We start from the raw sequence: 14999 nt of genomic DNA, 5'->3' as shown, positions 1-14999 counted from the left end.
GACACCGAGCCCTCGCCGCCGACGGTCATGCTCTCGTCCAGCGCCTCGGCCTGGTCCTGCGGATCGTAGTCGTTGTCGCTGTCGAAGCGGGGCGTGGACATCGTTCGGGCTCCTTCACCAAGGCGGGACGCCTTCAGCGAAGGAAATCCGCGGACGCGGTCAGCGTTCCGCCCAGGCTCCGAGCGCCTCGCCGAGTTCCGCCATCAGCGGCTCCCAGGCCCCGAAGGCGGCCGGGGTGAAAACCCGGGTCTGCGGGTACCAGTGGTAGCGGTCCGTCCCAAGCAGGGTCCAGGCGCGCGGCGTGGAGATCAGCCAGGTCGGCGCGCCGCAGGCGGCGGCGAGGTTCAAGGTGGCGTTCGAGAAACCGACCACCAGGTCGAGCGCGCAGGAGAGCGCCGCGACGTCGTCGAGGTCGTTGCGCAGGTCGATGCCCGGCGGGGTCCACACCTCGACCCCCATCTCGCGCGCGACCCAGGCGATCTCCTCGGCGCAATCGCCGTACTGCAGGTTCACGAACCGCACGCCGGGTTGGCCGAGCACCGGCCCCCAGGCCTCGAACGGCGAGAAGTAGCGCTGGCGCGCCGCCTTGGTGATGGCGCTCTTCCAGAGCAGCCCGACCTTGGGGCCAGGGCCAGCCGCCGCCAGTTCGCCGCGCCAGTGGGCGACGCGGTCGGGATCGGCTGTCAGGAAGCCGGTGCGCTCCGGGAAATCCTCCACCGAGCGCCGTAAGGCGCGCAGCAGCGAGCCGATCGGCGTGAACGCGTCGATATCCGTCCGCTCGGCGGCGAACGGCGCATGCCGCACTGGGCGGTTCTGGTGCGCGCCCGTTGCGTGTGGGCCGACCTCGATGTCCGGAAAGCTGCGCTGGAACAGCGGCACGAGGCGCGTCTCGACACCGAGCGTCAGGCGACCCTGCGGACCCAGCGCCGTGATCAGGTCGGGCAGCACGTTGGCGAACAGCACCTCGTCGCCCAGCCCCTGTTCGCCCAGCACCAGCAACCGCTTGCCCGCCAGGTCCTCGCCCGGTGTCCAGCGCGGCGCTTTCACGGCGAAATGGGTGACCTGCGCGTACTGCGGATGCAGCCGCGCCTCGTAGGAATCCCAACCCTCGCCGATGCGCCCGTTGGCGATCAGGATCGTTGAGCGGGCGAGGCGCATCATCTGGCGCTCGTCCTCCGGCTTGGTCTGCGCCAGCGCCGCCTCGCAAGCCTCCAAAGCGCCGGCCGGGTCGCCGAGCGCCAGAAGGCTGTTGCCAAGGTTATATCGCGCCTTGGCGAAGCCCGGATCGAGACGCAGCGCTTCTTCGAAGAACACCCGCGCGTTTTCGAAGTCGCCTTTCTCGGCGACGACGGTGCCCATCGTGTTCCACAGGGCCGGTGTCGTGGGATGCTTGACGATCGCCGGCTTGAGGACGTCGACCGCCTCATCCAGCCGCGACAGCTCGCGCAGCGCGCAGGCCAGGTTGTTGGAGCCCTCCGGATGGTCCGGGTAGCGGTCGAGGAAGTGGCGGAACAGCTTCTCGGAAACCTGCGCCATCCCCATCCGGAAGGCGAGGCGGCCGAGGTCGTTGGCGACCTCCGCCTGGTCGGGCAGAAGCTTCAGCGCGGATTCATACGCCTTGATCGAGGTCGCGAAGTCGCCGGCCCGCTCGCGGGCTATGGCCAGGAGGTACCAGCCGAAGCCGCTGCGCTCGTTCTGCTCCAGCGCCTTGAGAGCGAAGCCGTCGGCGGCGAGATGATCGTCCTGCTTCAACGCATTCAGCGCCTGGTCAAGCATCGGCTGGGCGGCGGCGGCCTTCATCTCCCGCATCGCGGTGTTAAGCCGCGCCAGGGCCTCCTGGGAGCCGGCTTCGCCCACCGCGCCGGCGACGAACCCGGCCTTGGCCGCGGGTGCGGCCTCGACGGCCTGCAACGCGGCGGCGGAGACAGCGCCGGACGTGGCCTTGAGCGGCATGGGAATCCCTTAGAGAAGACGCCCCTGGATCGGATTTTATGCTTAACCGGGGCTTAATCGCGCCCGGCAAGGCGGCGTTAACCGCCGATGGTTAAGCCTGCGGATGCGTTCGGCCCTGCGGAAGGCGACAATGGGTCATTCGAATCGAGATGCAGATTCGCGGACGCTGATGGGGAGGCGGGCTTGCCGCTAAAATTGTCGCTGAAGCCGGGCGAGAAATTCGTCCTCAACGGCGCGGTCGTCCAGAACGGCGACCGGCGCGGGGTTCTGGTCCTGCAGAACAAGGCGTCTGTCCTTCGAGAGAAGGACATCATGCAGCAGGACGAGGCCAACACCCCGGCGCGCCGCATCTACTTCCCGGTGATGATGATGTACCTCGATGAGAACGGGGCCAGCCGGTACTACGACGAGTTCGTGGTCCGCCTGACCGAGTTCATGGGCGTCATCCGCAACCCGGACGTCCTGGCCGAGTGCGTCCAGATCTCCAAGTTCTGCATGGAACGTGAGTGGTATCGCGCCCTCATGCTCTGCCGAAAGCTCATCGAGTACGAAGACGAGAGGTTGGGCAATGTCCCTTCAGGCGTATCAGCGCACGGCGACTAGCGCCGAGAGCCCGCGCGAGACGGAGTATCGTCTGTTCGCGCAGGTGACCCTGGCGCTCATGGAAGCGGCCAAGTGCGATCCGACGGATATTCCGGGGCGCATCGATGCGCTCGACTGGAACCGTCGCGTCTGGAACTTCCTGGGCGAGGATTGCTCCAGCCCCGGCAACCGCATGCCGCCCCAGCTGCGCGCCTCGATCATTTCCCTGTCCATCTGGGTGGGCAAGCACACCAGCGCCGTGATCCGCCGGGAGGAGGAAATCGAGCCGCTGATCGAGATCAACCGGATGATCATGCAGGGCCTGGCGGCCGGCGGCGGCGGAGCAGGGGCGGGGACGGCGCAAGCCGCCTGACCTGAGGGCCCGAATTGTTTTCAGAGGCCGCGGCTCGCCGCGGCCTTTTTGTTGCCCGCGCCTTGACCGCGGAGGGAATCGAATCCCGCCGGAATCCGTTGCGCGGCAGGAGCTGCCGTGCGGCAAGGACAACCTTGCCGAGCGTCACCGCACCTCAGAAAATCCCGTGTAAGTTCAGCGTACTAAAAAGTTAGCGGCCTGGCCCGCCGCTTGCCCCTGCATCTCAAGGCGAAAAATCGCCTGCCGGCAAAAGCCGCGACACATACCTCCAGAACGGAAGGACCGTGAGATGCCGTACAACTCGGTGAACACGAACGCGGGCGCTATGGTGGCGCTCCAAAACCTGAACGCGACCAACACGGAGCTCTCGACAGTCCAATCACGCATCAACACCGGTAAGCGGGTGGCAAGCGCGAAGGACAACGGCGCCATCTGGGCGATCGCTCAGAACCAGCGCGCCGCGTCTAACTCGCTGAACGTCGTGAAGGAATCTCTGCAACGCGGTCAATCGACCGTCGATGTGGCGATTTCGGCAGGCGAGTCCGTGTCCGAGTTGCTTCTCCTGATGAAGGAAAAGGCGCTCGCGGCTTCGGACACCACCCTCGACGCCCCCAGCCGTACGGCGCTCAACGACGACTTTGTGTCGTTGCGCGACCAGATCACCAAAGCCGTCGCTAACGCCGAATTCAACGGCGCCAATATGCTGACGGGGACGAGCCCGACCTCGGTGGCGGCCCTGGCCAACTCCGAGGGCAGTTCGACCATCACGGTCGAGGCGCAGTCCATGGATCTGGGGTCGGGTGCGCTCGCCGGTCTCAACGCAACGGATTCGATCAACACGCAGTCCGACGCCTTCAACATGATCGCCACCATCAATACGGCGATCGAGAACGTGTCGACGGCGCTCTCGAAACTGGGCACGGGCTCGAAGTCTCTGGCTTCGCACCTGACCTTCATCGGGAAGCTCCAGGACTCGATCGATTCCGGGATTGGCAACCTCGTCGACGCCGACCTGGCGAAAGAAAGTGCGAAGATCCAGGCGCTGCAGACCAAGCAGCAGCTCGGCATCCAGGCGCTGTCCATCGCCAACCAGTCGTCCTCGACGCTGCTGTCGCTCTTCCGATAGTCGCGACGCCGGGCGGGCCCTTCGGGGTTCCGCCCGGCGGACTTGCTCCCGCGGCAGATCTTGCCGATCGGGATGCGGCAGCTTTTGCCGATTGCGCGCCAAGGTCGGCAAATCCTGCCGGGCGTCGACATCCCTAATGAGACTATAACCCTGTAATTTCAGTCCCTTGTAGGGCTCGGCCGATTTTGCCGAGTTGGCCCGCCGATTGCTGCGGATGTTGCCGGGCAAAACGCCCCCGGCCGTCAGAACGACAGCCGGAGCCTTGAAAATAAGGAACGGAAACGATGCCGAATAGCGTCAACACCAACGTCGGCGCGATGGTCGCGCTTCAGAACCTGAACTCGACCAACGCCGAACTCGTCACCACGCAAGCCCGGATCAACACGGGCAAGCGCGTCAGCTCCGCCAAGGACAACGGCGCCATCTGGGCCATCGCCCAGAACCAACGCTCCACCGCCAACTCGCTGAACGCCGTCAAGGAATCGCTGCAACGCGGTCAGTCGACCGTCGATGTGGCCATTTCGGCCGGCGAGACGATTTCCGAGCTGCTCCTTCAGATGAAGGAAAAGTCTCTGGCGGCTTCGGACACCACCCTCGACACCGCCAGCCGCACCGCGCTGAACGACGACTTCGTCTCTCTGCGCGACCAAATCACCAAGGCCGTGGAAAACGCCGTGTTCAACGGCGCCAACATGGTCGAGGCGAGCGGCACGACGGTTGAGGCTCTGGCCAACGCCGACGCCACCTCGGTCATCACCGTGGCGGCCCAGGACCTGTCCCTCGCCGGCATCGGCGTGGGCGCGACCGACTCGATCAACACGCAGTCGGACGCCGAGGCCATGATCGCCACGATCAACAGCGCCATCGAAGACGTCTCCAGCAAGCTTTCGAAGCTGGGTACGGGGTCGAAGTCGCTGGGTTCGCACCTCAACTTCGTGATGAAGCTCCAGGACACCCTGGAAGCCGGGGTCGGCAACCTCGTCGACGCCGACCTCGCGAAGGAAAGCGCCAAGCTCCAGGCTCTGCAGACCAAGCAGCAGCTCGGCATCCAGGCGCTGTCGATCGCGAACCAGTCTTCGTCGATCCTCCTTGGCCTCTTCCGCTAAGGAACCGCCGGGCGCGGGGCCTTCGGGTCCCGCGTCCTGATGTAGCGGCGGGGAGGGCGACCTCCCCGCCGTCGCTCAATCCGGAGCGCCGGCGTCAGAAGCGCCAGCGACAGGAGATATGCAGAGCAAGGTTGCGCCGTTCGCAGCCACGCCCGACCCCACCTTCAGCCGTCAGTCCAGCCCGCAGCCCGACATCGAGTTTGCGCGGCCGGCTCCGGCGCCCGGCGGGGAAGAGGCCGACCTGCGGCTGATCATCGAAGAGGACCACGAGAGCGGAGCTTACGTCTACAAGACGGTCAATCGCCGGACGGGCGAGGTCATCCTTCAGCTTCCCAGGGAAGAAATCCTGAAGCTGCGGGAAGAGACCCAGTACGTCGCCGGGGTTGTCATCCGCACGAGGGCCTAAAAGCCGGACTCCCCGACCTTCGGGACCTGGCCGACGTTTGTTAACCGCCCCGGCGCGCCGGCGGCGGCGCTGCGCGTTAACCTTCTAGACACCATAATCTCCAAATCTCCTCCTCGAACCCCTGGGCGACTCGCGAAAACGGCGGGACCTAAGGGACGGCGACTGAGGAGAATCCGCGATGTCGATCAGCGTTCACACGAACAAGTCCGCGCTGGTCGCGCTCCAGAACCTTAACACGACCAATGATAAGCTCGGGGACACCCAGAACCGGATCAACACCGGCCTGAAGATCTCCAACGCGCGCGACAACGCCGCCATCTGGTCGATCGCCCAAGGTCAACGCGCCGACATCGGCGCCTTGGCCGCGGTGAAGATGAGCCTGGACCGCGCCAACTCCATCGCCGAGGTCTCGATGACGGCCGGCGAGTCCATCTCCGACCTGCTGGTGCAGCTGAAGGAAAAGGTCGTCGCGGCGATGGACCCGTCGCTCGACACCAACTCGCGCACCGCGCTCGATTCCGACTTCAAGTCGATCCTGCGGCAGATCAAACAGGTCACCGACAACGCCAGCTTTGACGGCGCCAACCTGCTGAACGGCACGATCGCGACCGACATCCAGTTCCTCGCCAATGCCGAGGCCAATTCGTACATCACGCTGACGGCGCAGAACCTGTCGCTCGGCGGCTCGATCGTCACCCTTCTCGACACATCTTCGCTGGCTACGGCGTCGATGGCGTCCGACGTGCTGGTCAACCTCAACGACTCGATCAGCTTCGTGAACCAGGCGCTCGGCAGCCTGGGCTCGCAGGCCAAGCAGATCACCGCCCACGCCAACTTCGTCTCGAAGCTCACCGACGTGCTTGAAACCGGGGTCGGCAATCTGGTCGACGCCGACCTCGCCAAGGAAAGCGCCCGCCTGCAGGCCCTGCAGGTCCAGCAGCAGCTCGGCGCCCAGGCCTTGTCGATCGCCAACCAGGCCCCGCAGGTGATCCTGTCGCTGTTCCGCGGCGGCTAAGATCTGAGGTTTTTGGCCCCGCCTTAACGGGCCGGCGACCATGGGGCGCCATAGTGCAGGAGCGGGACCCTCTCCCGCGGACGGCGTCAGATGGCTGTAACCCCGATCGACATGAGCGTCCTCCTGGGACTGTACCAGTCCCGGGCCGGCATTCCCGCCTCGGGAGGGGCGGGGACGACGCCGAAGGTCGCCCCGACCGCGCCGTGGACCAAGACGCCGTCGGCCACTCAGGCGGCCGCCGAGGCCAGCGCCACCGTGCGGGCCGCGCTCGCGGGTCGCAAGATGATCGACGAGAACGCCGCCCAGCTCGACCTGCCGGGCGCGAGCGCCGATTACCGCAAGCTGTTCGCCCTCTATCAGGGCCTGACGACCCTCAACGACGTGGCGTCCCGCGCCCAGGCCAAGGGCCTGACCGGCGCGGACCGCAACCGCCTCGACGCCACTTTTTCCCGCGGAATGAGCGAAGTGCTCGCCTATATCGACACGGTCCGGCTCGACGCCGCCCGGGTGTCGCAAGGCGAGGCGGTCGACTCCGCCAAGACCAAGCTGGCCGTGGCGAAGGCGGGAACCGAGTACGTCACGCCGCCTCTGACCAACTCCGCGACCTCGTCGGCTCCCGCCTTCGAGGGTGACGTCAATTTCACGATCAAGATCAAACGCCTGTCGGTGGAACATGAAGTTCCCATCGATCTTGCCGGGATGGGCGGACAGACCCGCAGCCTCAGCAACGTCATCAATTACATCAACGACCAGCTCGCCGGGGCCGGGCTCGAGACGCGGATCCAGACTCAGCGCATTCCGGCCCAGCCGCGCACCATCGAGGCCAACGGCAAGACCATCACCCTGCCGGCCGGGGCCGACCAGTGGGCGATGAAGGTCAAGGTCGGCACGAGCGAGAAGGTCAGCTTCTCGGCCCCGGCCACGGCGGGGGCGGTCTATGTCGCGCAGAGCGTCGGCGACCCCGATCCTGACCGCACCAAGACCACCAACGACAGCCGGGTCGAACAGCAGTTCCTCAAGTTTCAGACCGACACGGCGCAGGTCGCGGCCCCGGAGCAGCCGGCCGGCGCCGCAAACTGGGTCGAGGGCCGGGTGTTCGCCCAAACCCTCGATCCGGACATCAAGACAATCCGAACGCAGACCGTCGGCCCGGACGGCTCGGTCTACATGCTGGCCGACGTGACCGGCGAGACCGCCGGCCAAGGCATCAAGGGCCAGCAGGACGTCGCCCTCCTAAAGTACGACTCCGCCGGCAAGCTGATCTACGCCCGAACGCTCGGCGCGGCCGAAACCGCCTCCGGCCTGGCCCTGGCCGTCTCGTCGGACGGCAAGATCGCGGTCGCCGGATCGGTCACCGGCGCGCTCTCCGGGGCGACCGAAGGGGCGATGAACTCGTCCGGGACCACCACTTCCGCCGACAAGTCCGACAGCTTTGTCACCCTCTACGACGCCGACGGGCAGGAACTGTGGACCCAACGGCGCGGCGCGCGCCAGGAAGACGAGGCCAGCCACGTCGCCTTCGGCGCCGACGGCGCGGTTTATGTCGCGGGCCGCTCGAAGTCGGCCATGCAAGGCGCCGACGCCATCGGAAACTGGGATTCCTACGTCCAGGCCTTCAAGACCGACGCCAAGGGCAAGGTCACGACCCTCTTCACCCAGAGCTTCGGCTCGGCAGGGGCCGACCGCACCGCGGGCTTGGTGGTCGACGGAAACGCCCTGGTCACCGCCAGTGTCGAGGACGGCCGTGCGGTGCTGCGCCGCTTCGAACTTTCCGGCGGCGCGCCGACCCTGGCCGCGACCCGCGACCTCGGCGACCTGCAAGGCGGTGATATCGCCGGCCTGGCCCTCGACGGCGGCAATGTCGTCGTCGCCGGCACGACACAGAACGGCTTCCTGGCGGCGGGATCGGTGACCCGCAACCACGCCGGCGGAACCGACGCCTTCGCCGCCCGGCTTTCGGCCAACCTTTCGGCCGGCCCGGGCGATCGCGTCGCCTATTACGGCGGGGCCGGGGACGACCGCGCCGTCTCCCTGGCGGTGGCCGGCGGCCAGGTCTGGATCGGCGGTTCCGTCGGCGCCGACCTGCCGGGCCACGATGCGGTCGGCAAGAAGGACGGCTTCCTCGCCCGGCTGGACATCGCGAGCGGCGCCGTCGCCTGGTCGCAGCGGTTCAGCGGCAAGGATGGGATGGCCACGCCCACTGCCATCGCTGTGGACGCCAAAGGCTCCAGCGTTCTCGATCGCCTAGGTCTGCCCACCGGCGCTCTTGATCTTTCCGATTCTGAACAGCTGACCGCAGCGAGCGCCCTGCGCGCCGGCGAGAAGTTCACGGTCAAGGTCGGGGAGGGGCGCACCGCCGACGTGACGATCGAGGCCAACGACACCTTCGACACCCTGGCGCGCAAGATCCGCCGCGCCTCCGGGTTCCAGGCGAAGGTGACCGTCGCCACCGCCAGCGGGGCCCGGACCCTGAAGATCGAGCCCGTCACTCCGCGCGTCGTCATCGAGATCGGCGCCGGGACAACGAACAAGGACGCGCTGGAGATGCTCGGGCTGTCGGAGTCCGTCATCCGCGCCACCGTCACCGACGACGGCATGACCCTGCCTGCCGACGGCAAGAGCAAGATCTACGGCCTCGGTCTGCCGCGCGACCTCAACCTGTCCGATCCGGAGCAGATCCGCCACGCGCTCGCCGAACTCGGTGCGGCGATGGGCGAGGTTCGCGGCATCTACAAGGACCTGGTGGCCGCCGCGACGCCCAAGTCGGCCCTCCAGTCGGCGCAGGCGTCCGCGAACGGCCCGGTTCCGGCCTACCTCACCAATCAGATCGCCAACTATCAGGCGGCCCTGGCCCGGTTGACCGGCGGCGGCTGACGCTCGGCCGCGAGACTGCCTTGAAAGCGTCGCTTGCCCGGTCTAGCGAGACCCGATGGAGCCGACGCCCCAAATTCCGCAGGACAAGCCGCCGCAGGATCGCCGCCTGACCCTCGCCCTGGTCGGCGCCGCCATCGCCCTGCTGGCCGGCCTGGCCATCGCCTGGAGCCTGCTCTCCTCCGGGGGCGGCGAGCGGACGCCGCCGCCGCCGGCGTCCCAAGGCGGGCTGGTGATCGATTCCACCGCCGCCGACGACAGCCTCGACCCCGCCAAGGCGCTGCGCTGCTTCGTCGCCGGCCAGTTCGTCGGCGAGTTCACCCTGGCCGAATGCGCCCGCCGCAACGGCGTCGCGACCGACGCCCTCGACGTCGGGGTCGACGAGACGGGCGCCCTGGCCGCCGCCGACCAGGCTGGCACGATGCTCACCCCGCTGCCGCCGCAGGAAGAGGCGCCGGTTCAGGCTGCGCCGCCGGTCAGCGTCGAAAGCGGCCTTCCCGGCGTCGAGGAGGCGGCGTTGGGCGCCTGCTGGCGATATGCCGGCGGCCGCTGGCGCAGGCTGCCCGGCGACATCTCCCGCAACGCTTGCGCACAGGTGCTGTTCGCCGGCCGCTGCGAACAGCCGGGCGGCGCAACCTACGGCCGCTGGGGCCAGCAGACGCTGCGCCTGGTGCCCGGACGGGTCGAGGTGTCCGACGACAATCGTAGTTTCCGTCCGCTCATCGAGCAGGGGCCGGGCTGTACGCTCTGATCGCGGGCGCAGGCGTCTCGCGCAGGCCGTAAAGGCCGTATAGGGTCAGCGGCATGGTTCGCACGCCCCTGATCCTCGCCCTGCTCGCCGCCTCGGCGCCCATATTCCTCGGAATCGCCGCCTGCGCTCAGCGCACGCGCCCGCCGGGCGACCCGGGCGTCTGCTTCCACGTCGTCCCGCAGAAGGATGGCTCGCTGAAGTACAACAAGCTCGTTCAGGCGGCGAACCTCGAGACCTGCGCCGCCAATCTCGAAGCGATGCGGATCAAGTTCCTGCGGCTCGGCGGCAGTCAGCAGAACATCTACGGCGCCTACCAGTCGAACTTCCTGTTCCTGGAAAAGGCCGGGGTGCTGACCTCCACCTCGCTGGAGGGCCCGCGGTTCGTTGCCCTGGTGCGCACCGGCGACGGCCGGCTGGCCATCCCCGGGGCGATGCCCCAGAGCCCCGAACAATAAGTCTGTGGATGGGGAACGTACGGAGAACATTCCCCTTGCTCGCCGGTTAATGCTTCGTTAGCGTCGCCCGCTTCGGACGCCCTTGGGCGCCTGCAACCACGGAAGCTCAGGACATCGATATGGCGGGCAGCGTCAACAAGGTCATCCTCATCGGCAACCTCGGGGCCGACCCCGAGATCCGCAGCCTCAATTCCGGCGACCGGGTCGCCAACCTGCGCATCGCCACTTCCGAGACCTGGCGCGACCGCGCGTCGGGCGAGCGCAAGGAGCGCACCGAGTGGCACCGCGTGGTGATCTTCAATGATGGCCTGGTGAAGGTCGCGGAGCAGTACCTGCGCAAGGGCTCGAAGGTGTACATCGAAGGGTCGATCCAGACCCGCAAATGGTCCGACCAGTCCGGCCAGGAGAAGTTCTCCACCGAGATCGTGCTGCAGAAGTATCGGGGCGAACTGACCATGCTCGACGGCCGCGGCGAAGGCGGCGGCGGCGGCGGCGGCGGGGACGAGGGCGGCTACGGCGGCGGCTTCTCCTCCGGCCCGCGTAACCAGAGCTCCGGCCCGCGCGAGGACTTCTCGGCCGACCTCGACGACGAAATCCCGTTCTAAGGAACCTGCCGATGACCCGGCCGAAAGCCCAGCCCGAGGTGCTGATCGACAACGACCGGGTCGTCGTCACGAAGTGGAGCTTCGCCGAAGGCGGCGAAACGGGCTGGCATCGGCACGGCCACGATTATGTGGTCGTCCCGCTTGGCGACGGCCTGCTGATCCTTGAAGAGCCTGGCGGCGTCGTGCGCGAAGCGCCACTGACGTCCGGCGTCCCTTACTTCCGGCCGGAAGGCGTCGAGCACAACGTCATCAACGGCGGCGCCGGCCCCTACGCCTTCCTGGAGATCGAGGTGAAGCGGGCCTGAGATGGCTAGTTCGCCGGCTCGGCCTCCGGCGCTGGGCAGGTGTCGCCGATCCGCGTGCCGCGGGTCCTCGCGTGCACCGGCACCGTCAGGCCGCCGAGCTTGGCCCGGAAGCGGGCTTCGAGGTTCAGGCTGTCGGGCGTGTAGGTGCCTTCGCCGGTCACCGGCACGGGATCGCTATTCTTGGTCTTGCAACTGCCGGCCAGCTTGATGCGGCCGCCGCTGATCTCCCGCGTCGGATAGGTGCAGGTGTAGTGCCGGTTCGGGGCGCCGCCGATGAACTTGTCGACGTCCTCGGCGCGGATGCAGCGCTTCTCGGTCTTCTTGGTCGGGATTGGGGAGACGATCTGGCTGGTCGTCTCCCAGTAGCCCGGCTTGATCGGCGGCGTCGCCGCGGCCGCCGGGACGGCCATGACAAGCGCAGGGAGGAGGGCGGAAAGGAATCTCATGGGCCTCACGTGTAGCATCGCCTGACCTGAACCGCCGATGACGGCAAAGGGTCCCTGCGGCCTGGCGGCCCCTCGCGTGCGCGTGCGCGCGGAAGTTGGCTTCCGCGCCCCGCAAATGCTAACAGTGATCCTCACCTAACTGTCCGATTCTCACGGCGAATCCCCGACTTTGACCGACCAGAACACAACCCCTCCGGACGACCGCCGCGGGGGTGTCGCCCCCATCGCGATCGAAGACGAGCTGAAGCGCTCGTACCTCGACTACGCCATGAGCGTGATCGTCAGCCGTGCGCTGCCGGACGTTCGCGACGGCCTGAAGCCGGTCCACCGGCGGATCCTGTTCTCGATGAACGAGCAAGGTCACACGCCGGACCGGGGCTATGTGAAGTCGGCCCGCATCGTCGGCGACGTGATGGGTAAGTATCACCCGCACGGCGATGTCGCGATCTACGACACCCTGGTGCGCCTGGCGCAGCCGTTCTCCATGAGCCTGCTGCTCATCGACGGCCAGGGGAACTTCGGCTCGGTGGACAACGATCCGCCGGCGGCCATGCGCTACACCGAAAGCCGCATGACCCGGGCCGCGATGGCCATCCTCGCGGACCTCGACAAGGACACCGTCGACTTCAAGGACAACTACGACGGCTCCGAACAGGAGCCGATCGTCCTGCCGTCGCGGATCCCGAACCTGCTGGTCAACGGGGCAGGCGGCATCGCCGTCGGCATGGCCACCAACATCCCGCCGCACAACCTCGGCGAGGTCGTCGACGCCTGCCTGGCCTATATCGACGATCCGCAGATCGGTCTCGACGCCCTGCTGGACATCGTGCCCGGCCCGGACTTCCCGACCGGCGGCGAGATCATCGGCCGGACCGGCGCCCGCAACGCCCTGATGACCGGCCGCGGGTCGGTCGTCATGCGCGGCAAGGCCTCGATCGAGGAGATCCGCAAGGATCGCGAGGCGATCGTCATCACGGCGATTCCCTATCAGGTGAACAAGGCGGGCCTCGTCGAGCGCATCGCCGAACTGGTCCGCGAGAAGCGCATCGAAGGCGTCGCCGACCTGCGCGACGAAAGCGATCGCGACGGCATGCGCGTCGTCGTCGAGATGAAGCGCGACGCCTCCGCCGAGGTGATCCTCAACCAGCTCTACCGTTACACGCCGCTCCAGACCTCTTTCGGGGTCAACATGCTGGCGCTGAACCGCGGCCGGCCCCAGCAGATGGGGCTGATGGAGATGGTCACCGCCTTCGTGGATTTCCGCGAAGAGGTGGTCGTCCGGCGGACGAAGTTCGAGCTGTCGAAGGCGCGCGACCGCGGCCACGTGCTGGTCGGCCTCGCCATCGCCGTCGCCAATATCGACGAGTTCATCCACATCATTCGCTCGTCCAAGGACCCGACCGAGGCTCGCGAGCGGCTTATCGCCCGCGATTGGCCGGCCGGCGACATGCTGCCGCTGGTCGAGCTGATCGCCGATCCCCGTACCGTGGTGGTCGGCGGGACGCAGATCCGCCTGACCGACGAACAGGCCCGCGCGATCCTCGCCCTGACCCTGTCGCGCCTCACCGGCCTTGGCCGTGACGAGATCTTCGGCGAGGCCGAGACCCTGGCGACTGCGATCCGCGGTCACCTCGAAATCCTCGCCAGCCGCGAGCGGGTCATGGCTATCGTCCGCGAGGAATTGGCCGACGTCCGGGCCCAGTTCGCCGTGCCGCGCCGCACCGAGATCGTGGACGGCGACGCCGACGTCGAGGATGAGGACCTGATCGCCCGCGAGGACATGGTCATCACCGTGACCCACGGCGGCTACGTCAAGCGCACGCCGCTGTCGATCTACCGGACCCAGCACCGCGGCGGCAAAGGCCGCTCGGGGATGGCGACCAAGGAGGAGGACGCCGTCACCCGGGTGTTCTCGGCCAACACCCACACCCCGATGCTGTTCTTCTCCTCGGGCGGGAAGGCCTACCAGCTCAAGGTCTGGCGCCTGCCCGTCGGCACGCCGACCTCGCGCGGCAAGGCGTTCGTCAACCTTCTGCCCATCGAGCCCGGCGAGAGCATCACCTCGATCCTGCCGCTGCCGGAGGATGAAGCGACCTGGGGTCAGTACGACGTCATGTTCGCCACGCGGTCGGGCAACGTCCGCCGCAACAAGCTCTCGGACTTCATCGGCATCAAGCGCAACGGCAAGATCGCCATGAAGCTTGACGACGGCGACGCCATCGTCGGCGTCGGTGTCTGCAACGCCGAACAGAACGACATCCTGCTGACCACGGCGCTAGGCCGCTGCATCCGCTTCGCCACCGACGAGGTGCGGGTGTTCGCCGGGCGGGATTCCACCGGCGTGCGCGGCATCCGCCTGGCGGACGGCGACAGCGTCATCTCCATGGCCATCCTGCGCTCGGTGGCGGCCACGCCAGACGAACGGTCGGCGTACGTGAAGCACGCCAACGCCATGCGGCGCGCCGCCGGCGTCGAGGGCGAAGAGGTCGAGGACGTCGCCGCGCCGGACGACGAGGACGAGGTTGCCGGCGAGGCGGCCCTCTCGCCCGAGCGCATCGCCGAGCTCGGCGCCGCGGAGGAGATCCTCCTCACCGTCTCCACCGAGGGCTACGGCAAGCGCACCAGCGCCTACGAGTTCCGCCGCACCGGCCGGGGCGGGCAGGGGCTGCTGGCCCAGGACCTGACCAAGCGCGGCGGCAAGCTGGCGGCCTCGTTCCCAGTTGAGGACGGCGACCAGATCCTGCTCGTCACCGACCAGGGCCAGCTGATCCGCACCCCGGTCAGCCAGGTCCGCATGGTCGGCCGCAACACTTCCGGCGTGATCATCTTCCGCACGGCCAAGGACGAGCACGTCGTCTCCGTCGAGCGCCTTGAAGGCGCCGGCGAGGACGAGGAACTGCCCGATAGTGAAGCGCCCGAAGGCGAAGCGCCGATCGAGGGGGACGGCGCCTGACATCTTCTTTTCCCGGTCACGGGCGAGGAGGTGCGTTTCCGCTGTCGGGATT

14 protein-coding genes are annotated in these 14999 nt (G+C 67.5%); 12 read left to right on the top strand and 2 right to left on the bottom strand.

The annotated features are described in order from the left end of the window. Nucleotides 1–159: 159 nt before the first annotated feature. Nucleotides 160–1953: a tetratricopeptide repeat protein gene (locus ACILRF_RS02610; RefSeq protein WP_395670711.1), complete on the bottom strand. Its 1794-nt coding sequence runs from the start codon at nt 1951–1953 to the stop codon at nt 160–162. A gap of 183 nt (nt 1954–2136) precedes the next feature. Between ACILRF_RS02610 and flbT the strand changes: the two genes are divergently transcribed. From flbT to ACILRF_RS02555, 11 genes are all read left to right on the top strand, one after another. Continuing rightward, nucleotides 2137–2556, top strand: coding sequence for a flagellar biosynthesis repressor FlbT (gene flbT, locus ACILRF_RS02605; RefSeq protein ID WP_395670710.1), 420 nt, complete (start codon nt 2137–2139; stop codon nt 2554–2556). Continuing rightward, nucleotides 2522–2908: a flagellar biosynthesis regulator FlaF gene (flaF, locus tag ACILRF_RS02600; RefSeq protein WP_395670709.1), complete on the top strand. Its 387-nt coding sequence runs from the start codon at nt 2522–2524 to the stop codon at nt 2906–2908. The genes flbT and flaF overlap by 35 nt, the downstream gene beginning before the upstream one ends. A gap of 289 nt (nt 2909–3197) precedes the next feature. Then, on the top strand, nt 3198–4034 hold the full coding sequence (locus ACILRF_RS02595; protein ID WP_395670708.1) for a flagellin: 837 nt from the start codon (nt 3198–3200) through the stop codon (nt 4032–4034). Between the two features lie 284 nt (nt 4035–4318). Continuing rightward, nucleotides 4319–5140, top strand: coding sequence for a flagellin (locus tag ACILRF_RS02590; RefSeq protein ID WP_395670707.1), 822 nt, complete (start codon nt 4319–4321; stop codon nt 5138–5140). A 118-nt stretch (nt 5141–5258) separates the two neighbouring features. Beyond that, entirely contained in the window at nt 5259–5546 is a 288-nt protein-coding gene (locus tag ACILRF_RS02585) for a flagellar protein FlaG (RefSeq protein WP_395670706.1), read from the top strand. 178 nt (nt 5547–5724) lie between these two features. Further along, nucleotides 5725–6561 (top strand): flagellin, encoded by an 837-nt coding sequence (locus ACILRF_RS02580; RefSeq protein ID WP_395670705.1) that lies wholly within the window; start codon nt 5725–5727, stop codon nt 6559–6561. A 90-nt stretch (nt 6562–6651) separates the two neighbouring features. Then, nucleotides 6652–9435: a hypothetical protein gene (locus ACILRF_RS02575; protein ID WP_395670704.1), complete on the top strand. Its 2784-nt coding sequence runs from the start codon at nt 6652–6654 to the stop codon at nt 9433–9435. 55 nt (nt 9436–9490) lie between these two features. Beyond that, entirely contained in the window at nt 9491–10183 is a 693-nt protein-coding gene (locus tag ACILRF_RS02570; RefSeq protein WP_395670703.1) for a hypothetical protein, read from the top strand. A gap of 53 nt (nt 10184–10236) precedes the next feature. Next, nucleotides 10237–10638: a hypothetical protein gene (locus tag ACILRF_RS02565; RefSeq protein ID WP_395670702.1), complete on the top strand. Its 402-nt coding sequence runs from the start codon at nt 10237–10239 to the stop codon at nt 10636–10638. A gap of 119 nt (nt 10639–10757) precedes the next feature. Next, nucleotides 10758–11243 carry a single-stranded DNA-binding protein gene (locus tag ACILRF_RS02560; RefSeq protein ID WP_395670701.1) on the top strand — a complete coding sequence of 162 codons (486 nt, stop codon included), beginning with the start codon at nt 10758–10760 and terminating at the stop codon, nt 11241–11243. Nucleotides 11244–11254: 11 nt separating this feature from the next. Further along, on the top strand, nt 11255–11548 hold the full coding sequence (locus tag ACILRF_RS02555; protein WP_395670700.1) for a cupin domain-containing protein: 294 nt from the start codon (nt 11255–11257) through the stop codon (nt 11546–11548). A gap of 5 nt (nt 11549–11553) precedes the next feature. Here ACILRF_RS02555 and ACILRF_RS02550 read toward each other — a convergent pair whose 3' ends face one another. Next, entirely contained in the window at nt 11554–11958 is a 405-nt protein-coding gene (locus ACILRF_RS02550) for a DUF3617 domain-containing protein (RefSeq protein ID WP_395670699.1), read from the bottom strand. Nucleotides 11959–12163: 205 nt separating this feature from the next. Here ACILRF_RS02550 and gyrA point away from each other — a divergent pair, with 205 nt between their 5' ends. Further along, the gene (gene gyrA / locus ACILRF_RS02545; RefSeq protein ID WP_395670698.1) at nt 12164–14947 is read left to right on the top strand and encodes a DNA gyrase subunit A; all 2784 of its coding nucleotides are present in this window, start codon (nt 12164–12166) and stop codon (nt 14945–14947) included. Nucleotides 14948–14999: the final 52 nt, after the last annotated feature.

Source organism: Phenylobacterium sp. (assembly GCF_044236515.1).
Taxonomy (GTDB): Bacteria; Pseudomonadota; Alphaproteobacteria; order Caulobacterales; family Caulobacteraceae; genus Phenylobacterium.
Note: the sequence above shows the minus strand (reverse complement) of the source record. Positions and strands in the feature narration are given on the sequence as shown.

What these genes read in the sequence shown, in the direction of transcription:
- ACILRF_RS02585 (WP_395670706.1), top strand. Translation starts at nt 5,259, where the DNA reads ATGCAGAGCAAGGTTGCGCCGTTCGCAGCCACGCCCGACCCCACCTTC.
- ACILRF_RS02595 (WP_395670708.1), top strand. Translation starts at nt 3,198, where the DNA reads ATGCCGTACAACTCGGTGAACACGAACGCGGGCGCTATGGTGGCGCTC.
- ACILRF_RS02560 (WP_395670701.1), top strand. Translation starts at nt 10,758, where the DNA reads ATGGCGGGCAGCGTCAACAAGGTCATCCTCATCGGCAACCTCGGGGCC.
- ACILRF_RS02570 (WP_395670703.1), top strand. Translation starts at nt 9,491, where the DNA reads ATGGAGCCGACGCCCCAAATTCCGCAGGACAAGCCGCCGCAGGATCGC.
- ACILRF_RS02575 (WP_395670704.1), top strand. Translation starts at nt 6,652, where the DNA reads ATGGCTGTAACCCCGATCGACATGAGCGTCCTCCTGGGACTGTACCAG.
- ACILRF_RS02550 (WP_395670699.1), bottom strand. Translation starts at nt 11,958, where the DNA reads ATGGCCGTCCCGGCGGCCGCGGCGACGCCGCCGATCAAGCCGGGCTAC.
- ACILRF_RS02555 (WP_395670700.1), top strand. Translation starts at nt 11,255, where the DNA reads ATGACCCGGCCGAAAGCCCAGCCCGAGGTGCTGATCGACAACGACCGG.
- ACILRF_RS02590 (WP_395670707.1), top strand. Translation starts at nt 4,319, where the DNA reads ATGCCGAATAGCGTCAACACCAACGTCGGCGCGATGGTCGCGCTTCAG.
- ACILRF_RS02610 (WP_395670711.1), bottom strand. Translation starts at nt 1,953, where the DNA reads ATGCCGCTCAAGGCCACGTCCGGCGCTGTCTCCGCCGCCGCGTTGCAG.
- flaF (WP_395670709.1), top strand. Translation starts at nt 2,522, where the DNA reads ATGTCCCTTCAGGCGTATCAGCGCACGGCGACTAGCGCCGAGAGCCCG.
- ACILRF_RS02565 (WP_395670702.1), top strand. Translation starts at nt 10,237, where the DNA reads ATGGTTCGCACGCCCCTGATCCTCGCCCTGCTCGCCGCCTCGGCGCCC.
- ACILRF_RS02580 (WP_395670705.1), top strand. Translation starts at nt 5,725, where the DNA reads ATGTCGATCAGCGTTCACACGAACAAGTCCGCGCTGGTCGCGCTCCAG.